The sequence below is a fragment of the Escherichia albertii NBRC 107761 = DSM 17582 genome, assembly GCF_000759775.1.
Classification (GTDB): domain Bacteria; phylum Pseudomonadota; class Gammaproteobacteria; order Enterobacterales; family Enterobacteriaceae; genus Escherichia; species Escherichia albertii.
The window spans coordinates 1-20,505 of record NZ_BBMY01000091.1; the positions used below are offsets into that span (position 1 = coordinate 1).

Genomic DNA, 20,505 nt, shown 5'->3' on the forward strand with positions numbered 1-20,505 from the left:
ACAAAAAAAGGGAGCGATATGCTCCCTTGATATTCATTTATGGATTATTTAATAACATTCCATAATGTATCGCCAAGTAATGCTGGATTTCGTGTCCATGCCATGCCTGCTTTATCGAACGCCCGGAATTTCTCCTCCGCACTGCCGCTACCGCCAGAAATAATGGCTCCGGCGTGCCCCATACGTTTTCCTTTTGGTGCAGTAACACCGGCAATATAACCTACGACGGGTTTAGTCATTTCATGGTGAATAAATTCTGCAGCGCGTTCTTCTGCATTTCCGCCAATTTCACCAATCATAATTACCGCGTCTGTTTGCGGATCATTTTCGAATAACCGCAGCGCATCAATAAAGTTTGTGCCTGGAACCGGATCGCCGCCAATACCAATACAGGTGGATTGCCCAAGCCCCAGCGCGGTAGTTTGCGCTACAGCTTCGTAGGTTAATGTACCGGAGCGGGAAACAATCCCAATACGCCCTGGGCGGTGGATTTCACCGGGCATAATGCCGATTTTGCACTCGCCAGGCGTAATGATTCCTGGGCAGTTTGGTCCAATCAGCCGCACATCCGGGTGGCAGTCAAGCAGCCGACGCACTTTCACCATATCCAGTGTCGGCACACCTTCGGTAATCACCACAATCAATTTGACGCCAGACTCAACAGCCTCAACGACAGAATCCAGCACAAACGGCGCAGGCACATAAATCACGCTGGCATCGGCCTCTGTTTGTCGCATCGCTTCTTTCATTGAATCAAAAACCGGGCGATCCAGATGCCGTTGCCCGCCCTTACCTGGCGTCACTCCACCCACAATCTGCGTGCCATACGCAATAGCCTGCTCTGTATGAAATGTGCCGTTTTTCCCGGTAATGCCCTGCACCAGTACCCGCGTGTGTTTGTTGATCAAAACGCTCATCTTAACCTCCTGTTAATTCAGTAACGCAATGATGCGTTTCGCGGCATCATCCAGAGAATCGACGGCTTCTACCGCCAGACCACTTTCTGCCAGTAACCGCTGCCCTTCGGCAGCATTATTACCGGAGAGACGCACCACGACAGGCAGGGTGATGCTGGCCTCATTCAGAGCATGAATAATGGCTCTGGCGATCATGTCACAACGGACAATCCCACCAAAAATATTAACCAGAATGGCTTTCACTTTGCTGTCGGAAACAATCAGCCGAAAGGCTTCACTGACGCGCTCCTGGGTTGCGCCACCGCCAACATCCAGGAAGTTTGCCGGTTGTTCACCGTACAGTTTGATGATGTCCATCGTCGCCATCGCCAGTCCGGCCCCGTTGACCATACAGCCAATGTTACCGTCCAGTGAGACATAGTTAAGATCAAGCTTTGCCGCCTGGCTTTCGCGCGGATCTTCCTGAGTTTCATCGCGTAGCGCCTGGAGTTCCGGGTGGCGATACAGCGCGTTATCATCCAGCGATACTTTCGCGTCTGCGCACATAAATTCACCTGTTTCCCGCAACACCAGCGGATTAATTTCCAGCAGGGCAAAATCCAGTTCGTTAAAGGCTTTCCACGCCTGATTAACCAGACGACTAAAGGCGGCAAATAGCCCGTGTTCCAGTTGCAGAACGGCAAACATTTCGCGGATATGGCAAGGCTGCACGCCTGTCAGTGGATCAATGCTGACGCTGCTGATTTTCTCCGGTGTCTCATGGGCGACTTTTTCAATCTCCACGCCACCTTCCGGGCTGACAATAAACGTGACGCGCTGGCTTTCACGATCCACCACCATGCCAAAATAGAGTTCCTGGCGTACCGGATAAATGTTTTCGCACAGCAAAATACTGCTGACATATTGTCCTTCTGGCCCGGTCTGATAAGTCACCAGTTGCGACCCCAGCATGTGCTGTGCAAAAGCCTGCGCTTCCGGCAGTTGTTTAAGCACTTTTACGCCGCCAGCTTTACCGCGCCCACCAGCATGAACCTGCGCTTTCAGTACCGCGCCCTTGCTGGGGCAGGCAATATGTTGCCAGGCCTCTGTTAATTGCGAAATCTGTTGAATGGCAATCTCTTTTGGGCACGGCATCCCCATGCCAGCCAGTAGTGCTTTGGCCTGATACTCATGTAAATTCATATATTCCCTCAGTGGTGTGTGTTATCCGTGTAATGCTTTGTTATTCAATGCTATTGCCGCTTCGTGGATGACTTCGCTTAATGTCGGGTGGGCATGGATCGCACAGGCAATATCCTCGCCAGAGGCGCTAAAATTCATCGCCAGCGCAATTTCATTAATCAGTTCCGATGCCTGTGGGCCAACTATCGCGCCACCAAGTACTCGGTCGGTGTGTTTATCGCTGTATAACGTGCAACGCCCACCTTCCTGACCTAATGCCAAGGCGCGACCATTACCTGCAAACAGCGAGTTCCCTTTGTTAAAAGCTCTGCCAGAGGCTTTCAGCGAGGCCTCATTTTCTCCTACCCACGCGACTTCCGGTTGCGTGTAAATTACCGAAGGGATCAGCGCGAAATTCACTGGCTCTACCGTCAGTCCGGCAATTTGATCAGCAACTACCACACCTTCGGCCATCGCTTTATGCGCCAGCATCGGCCCCCGCACAACATCGCCAATCGCCCACAACCCTGCTTTTCCGGTACGGCATAAGTTATCGACGGCAATACCGCCACGGTTGTCGGCTTCCAGACCGAGCTGCACGAGATCAACGCCTGAAAGACGTGGTACGCGCCCAATCGCGATAATTAATTTATCGAAACGGCTTTCTTCTTGATTCTCTCCCTGCCGCCAGCGCACATGGACACCGTCATTCCGTTGTTCAATAGCCTCAATCTCAACTGCCAGTTGTATTTTCATCCCACTGGCAATCATTGCTTTACGGACTTCATTGGACAAACGAGCTTCCAGTGCAGGCAAGAACGTTGGCGCCATCTCCAGTAACGTGACGTCTGAGCCGACCCGATTCCACACCGAACCTAATTCCAGACCGATGACTCCAGCGCCAATCACACCGAGACGCGGCGGAACTTCGGTTAACGCCAGCGCCCCACGGTTATCGAGGATCTGCAGATTATCAATGACAATGCCAGACATCTGACGCGGCTGAGAACCCGTTGCAATCACGACATTACGAGCGAGGATTTGTTGATCGTTTACACGTAATTGCCAAATCTCATCCTGGGCGCGTTCCAACGTTGCAAGGCCGCAAAGGTGCTTCACGTTATTTTTCTTAAATAGCAGGCCAATCCCCATCGTCAGACGACCAACAATAGCGTCTTTACGCTGAATCATGGCGGCGGCATTGAAAGTTACACCTTCAACGTTAACCCCATGAATGCTCGCCTCATGCTGGATTTGCGCGTACAACTCAGAAGATTGCAGCAGTGATTTCGACGGGATACAGCCGACATTGAGGCACGTACCGCCCGGCGATGGCTCGCCCCGGGCATTAACACCATCATCGATACACACCACGGAAAGCCCATTCTGCGCAGCTCGCAGCGCCGCTACATAACCACCTGGCCCACCACCCATTACTGCCACATCGAAAATCGTACTCATCGGCGCTCTCCTTAAAGATCCAGCAACAGTTGTTCCGGTGACTCCAGTAGCTCGCGTATTGCCACCAGCGTCTGCACGGCTTCCTGACCATCGATAATGCGATGGTCATAGCTGAGAGCAAGGTACATCATTGGTCGAATAACAACCTGACCATTTTCTGCGACCGGACGCGGTGTGATGGCATGCATTCCAAGAATGGCCGACTGCGGCGGGTTAATAATTGGCGTCGACATCATCGAGCCAAAAGTACCGCCGTTGGTGATAGAGAACGTGCCGCCCTGTAATGCTTCCAGTGGCAACTTGCCACTGCGCGCCAGTGTGGCGTATTCGGCAATTTGCCGTTCAATTTCCACTAAAGAGAGTGATTGCGCATTGCGTAACACGGGCACCACCAGCCCCCGGTTGCTGCTAACCGCAATGCCGATATCGCAATAATCACGCCAGATAATATCGTTGCCATCGACGCTGGCATTAACCACCGGAAAACGTTCCAGCGCACGGGTTACCGCTTTCACAAAGAAGGACATAAAGCCCAGTTTCACACCGTGTTTTTCTACAAAGCGGTCTTTCCAGCGAGCGCGTAAATCCATTACGCTTTGCATGTTCACTTCGTTAAACGTGGTAAGAATGGCGTTGTTTTGTTGAGAGGCCAGCAGACGTTCCGCAATGCGCTGACGCAGACGTGACATCGGTTCGCGGCGCTCCAGACGTGCACCGGGCGTCAGCGGTCTGGCTGGCGGAATTTCAGCAACAGCCCCGGTTTGCAGAACAGGCGCAGGTGTAAAACGCAGCACATCCTCTTTCAGAATGCGTCCATTTCTCCCACTCCCGGCAACATCAGACAATTCGACACCACTACGCTGCGCCTCCAGCCGTGCAGCAGGCATCACCGGAGTTTCCACTGCGTGTATAACCGTTTCTTCTTTTGCAGCCTGCGGCTTAAGATGCGCCAACAGTTGTGCAGACGTGACCGTGCTACCTTCACTGACGATAATATTGCTTAATACGCCGTCCTGTGGAGCCGGGATTTCCAGAATCACTTTATCGGTTTCCAGCTCGGCAATCACTTCATCACGTTTTACGTGCTCGCCTTCTTGTTTACACCACGCACTCAGCGTGCCTTCCGTGACAGACTCGGGTAATACAGGGACAGTAATTTCGATCATAAAATGTTCTCCTTGTTATTTTTGTGTGCCTTTCATAGCTGGATATCTGCAAATGCAGCAGCAAGGAATTCATCGATTTGTTGTTTATGCACGCGACCATAACCCGTCGCCGGAGCTGCCGCCGCCGGGCGACCTGCGTAATGCCAGTAAGGATGGTTGATTTTCAGTGCCGCCAGCTCATGGCGAATCTGCCGCCACGCCCCCTGGTTTTCCGGTTCTTCCTGCAACCAGATCCACTCGTTGCATTCTGGCCAGTTTGCCAGCACATCATTAAGCTCTGCCGCTGGAAACGGGTAGAGTTGTTCCACGCGGACAATCGCCACATCGTCATCCAGCCCACGTTGTTTACGGGCGTCCAGCACGTCGTAATAGACCTGGCCACTGCACAAAATAACGCGCTTAATCTGGCTGGCATTTTGCGGCTGTGGCTCGGTAATAACTGGTTTAAACGCACCATCAGTGAAAGCGGAAAGCTCACTCATCGCACCTTTGAAGCGAAGTAACCGCTTACTCATCACCACCACTAACGGTTTGCGCATCGGACGCAACACCTGACCGCGCAACAAATGGAACATTTGTGCCGACTCACTGGGCATCACCACTTGCATATTGTTTTCAGCGCACAGTTGCAACCAGCGTTCAGGACGTGCGGAAGAGTGCTCCGGCCCTTGCCCGTCATAGCCATGCGGCAGAAGAATGGTTAAACCGCTATAGCGATCCCACTTGGTTTCGCCAGAACAGATAAATTGATCGATGGCAACCTGAGCGCCGTTAGCAAAGTCACCAAACTGCGCTTCCCAGATAACCAGTTGCTGCGGCGCAGACGTTGAATAACCATATTCAAACGCCAGCAGAGCTTCTTCGTTAAGCACCGAATCATAAACATCGAAAGATGCCTGACCGGAGCGAATATGTTGCAAAGGAAGATAGCGACGGGCCTCGGTTTGATGATGCACCACAGCATGGCGATGGCTGAATGTACCGCGCCCGGAATCCTCACCAGAGAGACGCACACCGAAACCCGCATCCACCAGCGAAGCGTAAGCCAGCATTTCCGCCATTCCCCAGTCTACAGGCTGAGTTCCTGCGGCCATTTCCTGACGTAATGCCAGTTGCCGTTTAATGGTGGGATGCGCGACCACATCGGGTGGCAGCGTAGAGATGATTTCGCCATACGCTTCCAGCGTTTGGCGAGGTAATACCGTAGATACCGGAGAGCTCCAGCGAGGGTTTGTCAGCCCGTTCCAGTTAGCGCTAAAGGGATGAATCGCAGGTTTGAGAGGCTGCGGGTCGCGTTTCTGGCAACTATCCAGCCAGCCGCGATAGCGGCTAATCATCTCATCTTGCTGCGTCTGACTTAACAGACCGCGACGAGCGAGACATTCACCGTAGCGCGTGCGCGTACCGGGGTGAGCATCCACGGCCTGATACATTTGTGGCTGAGTCAGGCGCGGCTCATCGCTTTCGTTGTGCCCGTGCTTACGGAAACAGCAAATATCGATAATGATGTCGCGCCGGAAGGTATTTCGCCAGTCGCACGCCAACTCTATTGCCTGGCAAACTGCATCGACATCATCACCATTAACATGGATAACCGGAGCCGCCACCATTTTGGCAATATCCGTGCAGTAGCGTGATGACCGCATATCCTGCAAGCGGGAAGTGGTAAAACCAATCTGGTTGTTAATCACCAGATGCAGCGTGCCACCCGTACCGTAGCCCTGAGTCTGCGATAAGTTAAACGTGGTTTGGTTGACGCCGAGGCCGCCCAACGCGGAATCCCCATGAATAAGTACGCCCACCACTTTTGCCTGACCATCCTCACCACGGCGTTCCTGCCTGGCTCGCACCTGGCCCAGCACCACCGGATTCACGATCTCCAGATGTGAGGGGTTATACGCCAGTGCCACATGCAGCGAACCGGCTGGTGTTTCCAGATTACTGGAATACCCCATGTGATATTTCACATCGCCAGAACCATTACCGATAGTCTGTTTACCTTCAAACTCGGCAAACAGTTGTGCCGGGTCTTTATTCAGTAAATTCACCAGCACATTGAGTCTTCCTCGATGTGCCATACCGATGACCACTTCCTCGACGCCTTGCGCACGCAGGCATTTTGTCAGCGTATCGAGCGCCGGGATCGCGCTTTCGCCTCCTTCCAGAGAAAACCGTTTCTGCCCGACATAACGGGTATGCAGATAACGCTCCAGCGTCTCTGCCGCCATCAGTTTTTCAAAACGGGCAATGCAGGTTTGAGCATCAGCTTGTGGTGCATTGCTGCTTTCAATCCGTGATAACAACCAGTTGATTTCTTCACGGTTTTCCAGATGAGCAATTTCATAAGCCTGGCTACCGGCCCAGGCTTGCTCCAGTAAGTTAATCAACTGCTTAAGCGGCATTTGCGTAGTGTGTGAGCCGAAGGTGACGCTAAATTCCTGCAACAGGTCTTCTTCGCTTAATCCCCAAAAGCCTGGCTGGAGAGAGGGAACGTCGGCGGGAGTATTCAGGCCAAGTGGATCAAGCTTTGCGCGCAGATGCCCCTGAGTGCGCCAGGCATTGATCAGTTGCATTACCGCAGCCTGTTTTTTTAACGTCGCGCTGCTAACGTTGCTATCACCAGATGCACTTTGAGCGGTCAGTTCAGGTGAAAGAAAAAAACGCCGCCAGTCTTCCGTGAGTTGGTCTGGCGTACGCAACCAGGTCTGGTAGTTATCTTCAAGCCAGGTCGCGTTATCTCCGCTAAGCAGCGTGCCGGGCGAGGTCATGTTCTCCATGTTTTTCTCCTGATGGTCATAGACGGCTGCGCTATTGCACAATCCATACCAATAGTGAAAAACATTACTTTTCAAAAAGTTATATAAAACAGAACATATAAAAGTGGGCGAAAAAAGGGACAGGACAGGAGGTAGTGGCTGGAGTCAGGAACAGGCGGAAGAGCGCTCCGCCTGTTGATTAAAATTACATCACTGCTGCAAACGCCTTTGCCACACGTTGTACATTTGCAGAATTGAGTCCTGCAACGCACATGCGTCCGCTGGCTATCAGGTAGACGCCAAACTCATCACGCAGGCGATCGACCTGTGCCGCACTCAGTCCGGTGTAACTGAACATACCACGTTGCTGCAACAGATAATCGAAATTGCGCCCCGGAATGGTCGCTGCCAGTACGTTCACCAGTTCCTGACGCATTGCCAGAATACGGGTGCGCATTTCCTCCACTTCTGCCAGCCAACGGGCTTTTAGCGCTTCATCGTTCAATACCGTAGCCACCACCTGCGCACCAAAATTCGGTGGGCTGGAATAAATACGGCGCACCGTCGCTTTCAGTTGCCCCAATACACGACCTGCCGTTTCAGCATCTTCACAAATCACCGAAAGACCACCAACGCGCTCGCCGTACAGGGAGAAAATTTTCGAGAACGAATTACTGACCAGGGCAGGTAATCCGGCGCTGGCAATGGCGCGAATGGCATAAGCGTCATCCTCCATCCCCGCACCAAATCCCTGATAGGCGATGTCGAGGAACGGGATCAGATCGCACGCTTTAAGAATTTCAATGACGGCATCCCACTGTTCGTGAGAAAGATCCGCACCAGTTGGGTTATGGCAGCACGGATGCAGCAGCACAATACTGCGGGCAGGCAATGTTTTCAGCGTCGCCAGGAGGTCATTAAAACGCACGCCGTTGGTCGCTTCATCATACCAGGGGTAAGTGCTTACTTCGAATCCTGCTCCAGCGAATATTGCCACGTGGTTTTCCCAGGTCGGATCACTGACCCAGACGCCAGACTCCGGGAAATAGCGTTTCAGAAAGTCAGCGCCCACTTTCAATGCACCAGAACCGCCAAGCGTTTGAATAGTTGCCACGCGCTGTTGTTGCAGCACTGGATGGTCTGTACCAAACAGCAGCGGCGCAATGGCATAGCGATAGCTGTTAAGCCCTTCCATTGGCAAGTAAAGCGAAGCGCCATGAGGTTGCGCATTCAGACGCGCTTCCGCTTCTGCGACGGCTTTTAGTTGCGGAATAACCCCGTCTTCGTTGTAGTACAGGCCGATGCTCAAATTCACTTTGTCGCTGCGAGGGTCTTCTTTAAAACGCTCCATAAGCGAAAGAATCGGGTCGCCAGCATAGGCGTCAACTTTTTGAAACACGCGATGGTTCTCCAGGTTTACAGGCAGGTGGTTAAAACACAATAAACCGGAAAAAGGCGAAGATCGAGAGGATGTTCAGCGACGGACGGCAATTAGCAACGTTATGAGACTAAGCAGCAAGGTAAAATTGCCTGGCGCGCTACGCTTACCAGTCCGAGGAGAGAATAGCAGTATGTTGAATTTGCATGATTTTACAGGCCGGATAAAGCGTTCACGCCGTATCCGGCACAGGCAATCAGGTGTTACAGGACGATCAATCGACGTATTTCATCGCCACCCTTGACGTCAGGCGGGTTATAAGTTCGTAAGCACTCACTTTTGTCATTTCAGCGATACGTTCTACGGGCAAACCTTCGCCCCATAAAATGACCGGGTCTCCGGCTTTATCCTGCGACTGTGGACCTAAATCTACGCAGATCATATCCATCGCCACACGCCCTACAATGGGCACTTCGCGGCCATTGACCAGCACTGGCGTACCGGACGGCGCGGCGCGCGGATAACCATCGCCATAGCCCATCGCCACCACACCAAGACGGGTATCGCGCTCGCTGACCCAGGTGCCGCCATAACCGACAGGCTCTCCGGCTTTATGCTCACGCACGGCAATCAGGCTGGAGGTCAGCGACATCACTGGCTGGCAACCGAAATCGGCACCGGTAGAGCGATCTTCCAGTGGCGACACGCCGTAAAGAATGATGCCAGGACGCACCCAGTCAAAATGCGACTGTGGCCACAGCAGAATGCCACCAGACGCAGCAATCGAGCGCTGGCCCGGCTTGCCTTCGCAAAAAGTGTTAAAGATATCGAGCTGTTTCTCGGTTGCACCGCATGTGGGCTCATCAGCGCGGGCAAAGTGGCTGACGATATTTACCGGCTGACGCACGTTTTTACATTGGGTCAGACGATGATAAAACGCCCCGGCTTGTTCTGGCCTGACGCCCAGACGGTGCATACCGGTATCGAGTTTCATCCAGACGGTAACCGGTTCATCCAGGTCAGCCTCTTCCAGAGCCGCAAGTTGTTCTTCGTTATGTACGGCAGTATGAAAATGCTGCGCGGAAATGGTCGGCAAGTCTCTGGCGTCAAAAAAACCTTCGAGTAGCAGCACAGGTTTGGTGATCCCTCCCGCCCGAAGTCGTAAGGCTTCTTCGAGACGGGCAACGCCGAAGGCGTCAGCATCGGGGAGCGTTCGCGCGGTCTCAAGAAGACCGTGGCCGTAAGCGTTCGCTTTCACCACCGCAACCAGTTTACTGGCAGGAGCCAGTTCACGAAGACGTTGCAGGTTGTGTCGCAGAGCGCGGCGGTTAATCACAACAGTTGCCGCTTGCATTTGTGTTCCTTGATAAGTGTTTGCTTTGATTGCCTAATTCATAAAATAATTATTATTCGTCGTCGTACTGCGGCCCCGCGTAGTTGTCGAAGCGCGACCATTGACCGTTAAAGGTCAGACGTACCGTCCCGATAGGGCCGTTACGTTGTTTACCGATAATAATTTCCGCGATGCCTTTTAAATCACTGTTTTCGTGATACACCTCATCACGATAGATAAACATGATCAAGTCCGCATCCTGCTCGATGGAGCCGGATTCACGCAGGTCGGAGTTGACCGGACGTTTGTCGGCACGTTGTTCCAGAGAACGGTTCAACTGGGACAGCGCCACCACCGGCACGTTCAATTCTTTCGCCAGCGCTTTTAACGAGCGAGAGATCTCGGCAATTTCCAGTGTACGGTTATCTGAAAGCGCCGGCACACGCATCAGTTGCAGGTAATCGATCATGATAAGTCCGATGCCGCCATGTTCACGAGCGATACGGCGCGCGCGGGAACGCACTTCCGTTGGCGTCAGACCGGAGGAGTCATCAATATAGATATTACGTTTTTCGAGCAAAATGCCCATGGTGCCGGAAATACGCGCCCAGTCTTCATCATCCAGTTGTCCGGTACGGATTTTGGTCTGGTCAACGCGCGACAGCGACGCCAGAGAACGCATCATAATTTGTTCCGATGGCATCTCCAGCGAGAAGATAAGTACCGGTTTATCCTGCAACATCGCCGCGTTTTCGACGAGGTTCATCGCAAATGTCGTTTTCCCCATCGACGGACGCGCCGCGACGATAATCAAGTCCGACGGCTGCAAGCCCGCGGTTTTTTTGTTGAGATCGTCATAGCCAGTGTTTACCCCAGTTACACCATCGTGCGGCTGCTGGAACAGTTGCTCAATACGCGCCACGGTGGCGTCGAGCACATCGGCGATATTCTTCGGCCCTTCGTCTTTGTTCGCACGACTTTCGGCTATTTTAAAGACGCGGGATTCAGCAAGATCGAGCAAATCTTCACTGGTACGCCCTTGTGGATCAAAACCGGCTTCGGCAATTTCGTTAGCAACAGAAATCATCTCACGAACAACAGCACGTTCACGTACGATGTCGGCATATGCACTGATGTTCGCCGCACTTGGCGTATTTTTTGACAGTTCTGCCAGATAAGCAAAACCGCCGACGCTATCAAGCTGCCCCTGACGCTCCAACGACTCAGCCAGAGTAATCAGGTCAATGGGGCTACCGCTTTCCTGCAAACGCGCCATTTCGGTAAAGATATGGCGGTGAGGACGGGTATAGAAATCGTCTGCTACCACACGTTCAGCAACATCGTCCCAGCGTTCATTATCCAGCATTAAACCGCCCAACACCGACTGCTCCGCTTCGATCGAATGCGGAGGCACTTTTATCCCGGCAACTTGTGGATCGCGTTCACGGGGTTCAGCCTGCTGTTTGTTGAAGGGTTTATTTCCTGCCATAGTGAATGGAGTTACCGAGATAAAGAATGGGTCGAAACTTTACCATATGAAGCAGACCCTGACGATACGTTCTGGAGGACACATGGCAACACGAATTGAATTTCACAAGCACGGTGGCCCGGAAGTACTTCAGGCCGTGGAGTTTACTCCTGCCGATCCGGCAGAGAATGAAATCCAGGTCGAAAATAAAGCCATTGGCATCAATTTTATCGACACATATATCCGTAGCGGTCTTTATCCCCCACCATCGCTGCCCTGTGGATTAGGCACGGAAGCGGCTGGCGTAGTGACAAAAGTCGGCAGTAGCGTGAAACATATTAAAGCCGGCGATCGCGTGGTTTATGCTCAGTCAGCACTGGGCGCATACAGCTCTGTACATAACGTTAATGCCGATAAAGCCGCGATTCTGCCAGCAGCAATTTCTTTTGAACAAGCCGCCGCATCATTCCTGAAAGGTTTAACGGTTTATTATCTACTGCGCAAAACGTATGAAATCAAACCTGACGAACAATTCCTGTTCCATGCAGCCGCTGGCGGCGTTGGCTTAATTGCTTGTCAGTGGGCGAAAGCCCTGGGCGCAAAACTTATCGGCACCGTGGGAACGGCGCAAAAAGCGCAAAGTGCGTTAAAAGCAGGAGCGTGGCAGGTGATTAACTATCGAGAAGAAAATCTGGTCGAGCGGTTAAAAGAGATCACCGGCGGCAAAAAAGTGCGCGTGGTGTACGATTCCGTAGGCAGAGACACCTGGGAATGGTCACTGGATTGCCTGCAACGTCGCGGTTTAATGGTCAGTTTTGGTAACTCATCAGGCGCAGTGACGGGTGTGAACTTAGGCATTCTTAATCAAAAAGGCTCGCTGTATGTGACACGTCCTTCCCTGCAAGGCTACATCACCACGCGGGAGGAGTTAACTGAAGCCAGTAATGAACTGTTTTCATTGATTGCCAGCGGCGTCATTAAGGTGGATGTCGCGGAGCAACAGAAATATCCGCTGAAGGATGCGCGACGTGCGCATGAGATTCTGGAAAGCCGGGCGACGCAGGGTTCCAGCTTATTGATTCCCTAAAAGAAATCGGGCTTCCACCCGGGAAGCCCTTTCTTTTATAGTTCGGCTGTATGTAGGGTACAGCACGATGAATTTGTTTGACGTGCAATAGTGACAGATTTGATTATCAATTCCTATTTTGTTCTAAGGATAAAACCTTAGGTTGTGATCATCCGCACAATCCCTTAGTAGCGCCAGCGGTCATAACGCTGATATTTCGGCACTTTTGGCGCTTTAATCGCCTTAATCACCCACACTACCGCAATCGCCAATAACAGCCATGGCAGCAACTTAATCATCAACGCCAGCATGCCGCCGAGGAACATAATTGCCGTCGCGATGACCAGCGCGGCGATAATACCCAACAGCGAGACGCCGGTGACCATCAGCATGACAAAAAAGCCAATTACAAAAAGTAGTTCCAGCATGATGCTCTCCCCAAAATGAAATCTGCTACTGGTATTACAAGAATCATGCCAAAAGATAATTTGCTGATTTATCAGCAAAACGCCCCGCGACAATGCGCGGGGCGTGGTGAATTTAACTACTTTGTGGTGAAAAATTAACGCTTATCAGCTACGAGTCTGAGCGCATGTTCCAGCACATTAATGTCAGCTCCGGCTTTATGAGCATTTTCACTTAAATAACGCCGCCACTGGCGCGCGCCAGGGATCCCCTGGAACAGCCCCAGCATATGGCGGGTAATATGGCCCAGATACGTCCCCTGGCTAAGCTCACGTTCAATGTACGGATACATGGCCCGTACCACTGCCACCGGATCGGCATCGGTATCCGAGGAACCAAAAATCTCACGATCCACCGCCGCCAGAATACCTGGATTTTGATACGCCTCGCGCCCGACCATCACGCCATCCATATATTGCAGATGCGCTTTGGCCTCTTCCAGAGACTTAATGCCGCCGTTAATCGCCATGGTCAGATGCGGAAAATCACGCTTCAGTTGATAGACACGCGGGTAATCGAGCGGCGGGATTTCGCGGTTTTCTTTCGGACTTAAACCAGAAAGCCAGGCTTTACGCGCGTGAATGATAAACATCTCACACTCGCCCTTACCGGAAACGGTGTTGATGAAATCACAAAGAAATTCATAGCTGTCCTGATCGTCAATGCCAATACGCGTCTTCACTGTCACCGGAATCGACACCACATCGCGCATCGCTTTCACGCAGTCGGCAACCAGTTGCGCATTGCCCATCAGGCACGCGCCAAACATGCCGTTCTGTACCCGGTCAGAAGGGCACCCCACGTTCAGGTTGATCTCATCGTATCCACGTGCTTCTGCCAGCTTCGCACACTGCGCCAGCGCCGCGGGATCGCTACCGCCTAGCTGCAACGCGACTGGATGTTCTTCTTCGCTGTATGCCAGGTAATCACCTTTGCCGTGAATAATCGCGCCTGTGGTTACCATTTCGGTATAAAGCAACGTATTGCGGGAAAGCAGACGCAGGAAGTAACGGCAGTGTCTGTCCGTCCAGTCTAACATCGGAGCAATCGAGAAACGGTAAGCGGGATAAACAGTTTGTGATTCTTCTGGCATGGCGACTTTTTAAGCATCTGGTAAATTGGGGGCGCTACTATAGCATAACGAATATGCGATCAGGCAATGTGACGGTCATGCCTCCCAGCTCTCGGCGTTTAAGTGAGAACTATGGTAAAGTAAGGACATTCTTAACCCTACTGTCGAGGTGTCCAATGGAAAAGACCACAACGCAGGAGTTATTAGCACAGGCTGAAAAACTCTGTGCGCAGCGTAATGTGCGCCTGACTCCACAACGTCTCGAAGTGTTGCGTCTGATGAGTCTGCAGGAAGGGGCTATCAGCGCCTACGATCTCCTTGATTTACTGCGTGAAGCCGAACCGCAAGCCAAGCCGCCAACAGTTTATCGCGCGCTCGATTTTCTGCTTGAGCAGGGTTTTGTGCATAAAGTTGAGTCCACTAACAGCTACGTGCTCTGTCATCTGTTCGATCAGCCAACCCATACTTCCGCAATGTTTATTTGCGATCGTTGCGGCGCGGTAAAAGAAGAGTGTGCGGAAGGTGTTGAAGACATCATGCATACTCTGGCGGCAAAAATGGGGTTTGCCCTGCGGCATAATGTGATTGAAGCTCATGGACTCTGTGCGGCATGTGTGGAAGTGGAAGCGTGTCGTCATCCTGAACAGTGCCATCATGACCACTCTATTCCGATGAAAAAGAAATCACGCTAAGCGATGTACGTCCTTGTACACGTCAGGCAGGAGGGATTAATTACCAGCGGTAATCATTGCGTTTTTCCCAGCGATCAACCTCTTTTTCTGCCTGCTCTTTCTGATAACCGTAACGCTCCTGGATTTTCCCCACTAGCTGATCACGTTTACCTTCAATGACCGTCATATCATCGTCGGTCAGCTTGCCCCATTGCTCTTTCACTTTACCTTTGAACTGTTTCCAGTTACCACCGACTTCGTCTTTGTTCATATTCAAGTCCTCATCGTTAGGTGGTGAATAAGAGTACGTTCACTTTTCTGCTAAACGTGGGACTAAGTGTAGTCAGGCATCTGGCTCCGGGTTATTTATTCGGAATTTTTAACCATTACGTTGCGGAAAACCAAGTGCCGTTGCGCCAGTGACGCCGCCAGATAACCGCCAGAGAAAGCCCACGCAACGCCAGAAAGACAGTTAATGCCAACCATAACCCATGATTGCCCAGCCATGGCAATGTGAGTAGCGTGAACGCAAAACCGGCTGCTGCCACCGCCATACTATTACGCATTTCGGCGGCGCGCGTTGCGCCAATGAACATGCCGTCCAGCAGATAACACCAGACGCCCACCAGCGGCAAAATCACCTGCCAGATAAGGTAGCGATCGGCCAGTTGTTGGATCTGAGTTAACGAGGTCAATAACGCGATAATGTGTTCACCAGACAGCCAATAAACCACGGAAAACAGCAACGCTACGATCCCCGCCTGACGACACGCTGCCCGCCAGATATCCAATAGCTGACTGCCATCACGCGCGCCGTATGCCTGACCAGAATACGCTTCAACGGCATAAGCGAAACCATCCAGCGCGTACGCGGTAAAAGTGAGCAGCGTCATCAGGACAGCGTTGACGGCGATAATATCGCTCCCCTGTCGCGCGCCAAGCACCGTGATTGCACCAAAACAGAGTTGCAGCAACAACGAGCGCAACATAATGTCACGGTTAAGCGCCAGCAAACGGCGAAAGTTTCCTCGCCAGGCGTTTTTCAGCATTTCGACGGAGATCCCCCGTAAATGAAGGATTTTACGCACCATGAGCAAACCGATCAGCAACGTCGCGTATTCAGCAAGAACCGTCGCTAACGCGGCTCCCTGGACATTCATATGCAGCCCCATCACCAGCCAGACATCCAGAGCAATGTTAAGAATGTTGCCAACGACTAACAGGACAACGGGCGCACGGGCATATTGCACGCCAAGCAGCCAGCCGAGTAACACCAGATTTGCCAGCGACGCCGGCGCACTTAGCCAGCGAATTTCAAGGAAACGACGCGCCTGTTCCAGCACCGCTTCACTGCCGCCGACAATATGCAGCGCCAGATCGATAATCGGTGTGCGCAGTAGAATAATTAATGCCCCAGCCCCTAATGCCAGCAATAGCGGCTGCATCAGCGCACGCGCTAATGCCAGGGGGTTTTTGGCGCCATACGCCTGCGCAGTAAGTCCGGTAGTGCTCATGCGCAAAAACAGCAACAGCATAAAGAGAAAGCTGGTCGCCGTTGCGCCAACCGCCACGCCGCCCAGGTACACCGGGCTATCAAGATGACCAATAACTGCCGTATCAACCAGCCCTAACAAAGGAACGGTGATATTGGAGAAAATCATGGGTAAGGCGAGATGCCAGAGTGCTTTATCAGATGAAGTGAGGAATGCCATGCCGACAAGCCTGATGAACGGAGTTGAAAAACAAACCGCGACGCCAGACGCATCGCGGTATCAGAGAGATATGATTACAGCCAGTCGCCGTTGCGAATAACTCCAACAGCCAGCCCTTCAATGGTGAAGCTCTGCTGACGCAGATCGACAACAATGGGTTTAAACTCACTGTTTTCAGGCAACAACTCGACTTTATTACCCTGTTTTTTCAAACGCTTAACGGTAACTTCGTCATCGATGCGTGCAACAACGACCTGCCCATTACGCACATCCTGGGTTTTATGCACCGCCAGCAAATCGCCATCCATAATGCCGATATCTTTCATCGACATCCCACTCACGCGTAGCAGGAAATCAGCATTTGGCTTAAACAGGGATGGATCGACCTGATAATGACCTTCAATATGCTGCTGCGCCAGAAGCGGCTCACCGGCTGCCACACGACCGACCAGCGGCAACCCTTCTTCCTCTTCCTGCAACAGACGAATCCCGCGCGATGCGCCGGAAACAATTTCAATAACACCTTTGCGCGCCAGCGCCTTCAGATGTTCTTCAGCCGCGTTTGGGGAACGGAACCCCAAACGCTGCGCGATTTCCGCACGCGTCGGCGGCATACCTGTCTGGCTGATGTGATCACGAATGAGATCAAACACCTCTTGCTGCCTGGCCGTTAACGCTTTCATTCCGCCCCCTGGGTGTATATACAGTTATGCTGTGAGTATATACAGCAAAAGGTGATTTTGGAACCATAAACTGCACAATAAACCAGAGATTTATCGAATTCTGGAAGGGTTATCCAAAATGTGACCATAACAGAATGACCCAGGTTGCCACTGCGACGATAATTGCGATCAGCACTGCGGCGGACCCCATATCTTTCGCCCGTCCAGAAAGTTCATGGTATTCGGAACCAATACGGTCAACCACCGCTTCGATGGCGCTATTAAGGATTTCTACAATCATCACCAGCATGACGGAGCTAATAAGCAGCACGCGGGTAATCGCGTCCACGTCCAGCCAGCAGGCGATGATCACCGCCAACAATACCGCAACGCCCTCCTGACGGAAGGCCGCTTCGTTAATCCATGCTGCGCGCAAGCCTTTCCAAGAATAGCCAGCAGCTTTGATAATTCGGGTGAGTCCAGTGGTATTATTGGCCATCAAAAGAACCTTTTTACATTATGAGCGTCAATACAGTGTACCGTTAAATCCGATGATTCGGGTTAGCGTAACGCCGCGCGAAACATGGGCAGATACCACAGAATTTCCCATGACTTTCTGCTATCCTTGCCGCGCATTTGCATTATTAACCAGAGGCTTTACATCGTTTATGTCCGGCTGGCCACGAATTTACTACAAATTACTGAATTTACCATTAAGCATCCTGGTAAAAAGCAAGTCTATTCCGGCGGATCCTGCCCCGGAACTTGGACTGGATACCTCTCGTCCAATTATGTACGTTTTACCGTACAACTCAAAAGCGGATTTGCTGACGTTGCGCGCCCAGTGTCTGGCGCACGACCTGCCTGACCCATTAGAGCCGCTGGAAATAGACGGTACGCTGCTGCCGCGCTACGTGTTTATTCACGGCGGGCCGCGTGTTTTCACTTATTACACGCCGAAAGAAGAGTCCATTAAGCTGTTCCACGATTATCTCGATCTGCACCGCAGCAATCCGAATCTGGACGTGCAAATGGTGCCGGTATCGGTGATGTTTGGTCGCGCGCCGGGGCGCGAAAAAGGTGAAGTAAATCCGCCGTTGCGTATGCTCAACGGCGTGCAGAAGTTTTTCGCCGTACTGTGGCTGGGGCGCGACAGCTTTGTGCGCTTCTCGCCATCGGTTTCACTGCGCCGCATGGCTGATGAACACGGCACGGATAAAACCATCGCTCAAAAACTGGCGCGCGTGGCGCGTATGCACTTTGCCCGCCAGCGTCTGGCTGCCGTGGGCCCGCGCTTACCCGCCCGTCAGGATCTGTTTAATAAACTGCTCTCCTCTCGCGCGATTGCTAAAGCGGTAGAAGATGAAGCGCGTAGCAAAAAAATCTCTCATGAAAAAGCGCAGCAGAACGCGATTGCGCTGATGGAAGAGATTGCAGCGAACTTCTCTTACGAGATGATCCGTCTGACCGACCGTATTCTGGGCTTCACTTGGAACCGGCTTTATCAGGGCATCAACGTCCACAACGCCGAACGCGTTCGCCAGTTGGCCCACGACGGTCATGAGCTGGTGTATGTGCCATGTCACCGTAGCCATATGGACTATCTGCTGCTTTCTTATGTGTTGTATCACCAGGGGCTGGTGCCGCCGCATATCGCTGCCGGGATCAACCTGAACTTCTGGCCTGCCGGGCCGATTTTCCGCCGTCTGGGCGCGTTCTTTATTCGCCGTACTTTTAAAGGCAATAAACTCTATTCCACTGTTTTCCGTGAGTATCTCGGCGAACTGTTTAGCCGTGGTTATTCCGTGGAATATTTTGTGGAAGGCGGTCGTTCCCGTACGGGGCGTTTGTTGGATCCGAAAACCGGTACGCTGTCGATGACCATTCAGGCGATGTTGCGTGGCGGTACACGTCCGATTACGTTAATCCCGATCTACATCGGTTATGAGCACGTAATGGAAGTGGGTACTTACGCTAAAGAACTGCGCGGCGCGACGAAAGAAAAAGAAAGTCTAGCGCAGATGCTGCGCGGCTTAAGCAAGCTGCGTAATCTCGGTCAAGGATACGTCAATTTCGGTGAGCCGATGCCGTTGATGACCTATCTCAACCAGCACGTGCCAGACTGGCGTGAATCGATTGATCCCATTGAAGCCGTGCGCCCGGCCTGGCTAACGCCGACGGTCAATAACATTGCTGCCGATCTGATGGTACGTATTAACAACGCAGGTGCGGCGAACGCCATGAACCTGTGCTGTACTGCGTTGCTGGCATCACGCCAGCGTTCACTCACTCGCGAACAGTTGACTGAGCAACTCAACTGCTACCTCGATTTAATGCGCAACGTACCTTACTCCCCGGACTCAACGGTGCCTTCAGCCAGCGCCAGTGAACTTATTGATCACGCGCTGCAGATGAACAAGTTTGAAGTTGAGAAAGATACCATCGGCGACATTATCATCCTGCCGCGTGAACAAGCGGTGTTGATGACCTACTATCGCAACAACATTGCACATATGTTGGTTCTGCCTTCGCTGATGGCGGCGATTGTGACTCAACATCGCCAAATCTCTCGCGAAGAGTTGATGAAGCATGTCAATGTGCTGTATCCAATGCTGAAAGCAGAGTTGTTCCTGCGCTGGGATCGCGACGAGTTGCCGGGCGTTATTGATGCGTTGGCGAATGAAATGCAGCGTCAGGAGTTGATTACTCTGCAAAATGATGAGTTGCATATCAATCCAGCGCATTCCCGCACGCTTCAGTTGCTGGCCGCCGGCGCGCGCGAAACGTTACAACGCTATGCAATTACCTTCTGGCTGCTGAGCGCTAACCCGTCGATCAACCGCAGCACGCTGGAGAAAGAAAGCCGTACCGTAGCGCAACGTCTCTCCGTGCTGCACGGCATCAACGCGCCGGAATTCTTCGACAAAGCCGTGTTCAGTACTCTGGTGCTGACGCTGCGCGATGAAGGATATATCAGCGACAGCGGTGACGCCGAACCGGCAGAGACGATGAAGGTGTATCAGTTGCTGGCGGAATTGATAACGTCCGATGTGCGTTTGACGATTGAGAGTGCGACGCAGGGCGAGGCGTAATCGGTGAGAATTGCCGGATGCGGCGAAACGCCTTATCCGGCCGACTATGACCTGAAAATCCAATAAATTGTGACTCACCGGGTAGGCCTGATAAGCGAAGCGCATCAGGCAATTTTTCCCCTGAC

17 protein-coding genes are annotated in these 20,505 nt (G+C 52.3%); 3 read left to right on the plus strand and 14 right to left on the minus strand.

Annotation, left to right across the window (positions count from 1 at the left end):
• Window positions 1-44: 44 nt before the first annotated feature.
• From sucD to dnaB, 8 genes are all read right to left on the minus strand, one after another.
• Window positions 45-917, minus strand: a complete 873-nt coding sequence (sucD, locus tag EA14781_RS15385; RefSeq protein WP_000114649.1) for a succinate--CoA ligase subunit alpha — start codon at window positions 915-917, stop codon at window positions 45-47.
• A gap of 12 nt (window positions 918-929) precedes the next feature.
• Window positions 930-2,099: an ADP-forming succinate--CoA ligase subunit beta gene (gene sucC / locus EA14781_RS15390; RefSeq protein WP_001048569.1), complete on the minus strand. Its 1,170-nt coding sequence runs from the start codon at window positions 2,097-2,099 to the stop codon at window positions 930-932.
• 21 nt (window positions 2,100-2,120) lie between these two features.
• Window positions 2,121-3,539, minus strand: coding sequence for a dihydrolipoyl dehydrogenase (gene lpdA / locus EA14781_RS15395; protein ID WP_000103925.1), 1,419 nt, complete (start codon window positions 3,537-3,539; stop codon window positions 2,121-2,123).
• 11 nt (window positions 3,540-3,550) lie between these two features.
• On the minus strand, window positions 3,551-4,705 hold the full coding sequence (gene odhB, locus EA14781_RS15400; RefSeq protein ID WP_000570219.1) for a 2-oxoglutarate dehydrogenase complex dihydrolipoyllysine-residue succinyltransferase: 1,155 nt from the start codon (window positions 4,703-4,705) through the stop codon (window positions 3,551-3,553).
• Window positions 4,706-4,737: 32 nt separating this feature from the next.
• Window positions 4,738-7,482 (minus strand): 2-oxoglutarate dehydrogenase E1 component, encoded by a 2,745-nt coding sequence (locus EA14781_RS15405; protein ID WP_002460748.1) that lies wholly within the window; start codon window positions 7,480-7,482, stop codon window positions 4,738-4,740.
• Window positions 7,483-7,666: 184 nt separating this feature from the next.
• Window positions 7,667-8,860: an aromatic amino acid transaminase gene (gene tyrB, locus EA14781_RS15410; protein ID WP_000486930.1), complete on the minus strand. Its 1,194-nt coding sequence runs from the start codon at window positions 8,858-8,860 to the stop codon at window positions 7,667-7,669.
• 253 nt (window positions 8,861-9,113) lie between these two features.
• On the minus strand, window positions 9,114-10,193 hold the full coding sequence (alr, locus tag EA14781_RS15415) for an alanine racemase (RefSeq protein WP_001147294.1): 1,080 nt from the start codon (window positions 10,191-10,193) through the stop codon (window positions 9,114-9,116).
• Window positions 10,194-10,245: 52 nt separating this feature from the next.
• A complete protein-coding gene (dnaB, locus tag EA14781_RS15420; RefSeq protein ID WP_000918357.1) occupies window positions 10,246-11,661 on the minus strand; it encodes a replicative DNA helicase in 1,416 nt (471 codons plus the stop codon).
• Between the two features lie 82 nt (window positions 11,662-11,743).
• Between dnaB and EA14781_RS15425 the strand changes: the two genes are divergently transcribed.
• Entirely contained in the window at window positions 11,744-12,727 is a 984-nt protein-coding gene (locus EA14781_RS15425) for a quinone oxidoreductase (RefSeq protein WP_000235499.1), read from the plus strand.
• A 164-nt stretch (window positions 12,728-12,891) separates the two neighbouring features.
• Here EA14781_RS15425 and pspG read toward each other — a convergent pair whose 3' ends face one another.
• The gene (pspG, locus tag EA14781_RS15430; protein WP_000891397.1) at window positions 12,892-13,134 is read right to left on the minus strand and encodes an envelope stress response protein PspG; all 243 of its coding nucleotides are present in this window, start codon (window positions 13,132-13,134) and stop codon (window positions 12,892-12,894) included.
• A 134-nt stretch (window positions 13,135-13,268) separates the two neighbouring features.
• Window positions 13,269-14,264, minus strand: a complete 996-nt coding sequence (gene dusA / locus EA14781_RS15435) for a tRNA dihydrouridine(20/20a) synthase DusA (protein ID WP_001113750.1) — start codon at window positions 14,262-14,264, stop codon at window positions 13,269-13,271.
• Window positions 14,265-14,419: 155 nt separating this feature from the next.
• On the opposite strand from dusA, the gene zur reads away from it, so the two are divergent.
• Window positions 14,420-14,935, plus strand: a complete 516-nt coding sequence (zur, locus tag EA14781_RS15440; protein WP_002460756.1) for a zinc uptake transcriptional repressor Zur — start codon at window positions 14,420-14,422, stop codon at window positions 14,933-14,935.
• Window positions 14,936-14,975: 40 nt separating this feature from the next.
• Here the strand turns inward: zur and EA14781_RS15445 are convergent, their stop codons facing one another.
• From EA14781_RS15445 to dgkA, 4 genes are all read right to left on the minus strand, one after another.
• Window positions 14,976-15,185 carry a CsbD family protein gene (locus tag EA14781_RS15445; protein ID WP_001030604.1) on the minus strand — a complete coding sequence of 70 codons (210 nt, stop codon included), beginning with the start codon at window positions 15,183-15,185 and terminating at the stop codon, window positions 14,976-14,978.
• Between the two features lie 115 nt (window positions 15,186-15,300).
• Complete coding sequence (gene dinF, locus EA14781_RS15450) at window positions 15,301-16,626, minus strand: MATE family efflux transporter DinF (protein ID WP_000874972.1); 1,326 nt, start codon at window positions 16,624-16,626, stop codon at window positions 15,301-15,303.
• Window positions 16,627-16,700: 74 nt separating this feature from the next.
• A complete protein-coding gene (lexA, locus tag EA14781_RS15455; RefSeq protein ID WP_000646078.1) occupies window positions 16,701-17,309 on the minus strand; it encodes a transcriptional repressor LexA in 609 nt (202 codons plus the stop codon).
• A gap of 109 nt (window positions 17,310-17,418) precedes the next feature.
• The gene (gene dgkA / locus EA14781_RS15460; RefSeq protein WP_000002912.1) at window positions 17,419-17,787 is read right to left on the minus strand and encodes a diacylglycerol kinase; all 369 of its coding nucleotides are present in this window, start codon (window positions 17,785-17,787) and stop codon (window positions 17,419-17,421) included.
• 169 nt (window positions 17,788-17,956) lie between these two features.
• Here dgkA and plsB point away from each other — a divergent pair, with 169 nt between their 5' ends.
• Window positions 17,957-20,380, plus strand: a complete 2,424-nt coding sequence (gene plsB / locus EA14781_RS15465) for a glycerol-3-phosphate 1-O-acyltransferase PlsB (RefSeq protein WP_000017355.1) — start codon at window positions 17,957-17,959, stop codon at window positions 20,378-20,380.
• The last annotated feature ends 125 nt before the right edge of the window (window positions 20,381-20,505 follow it).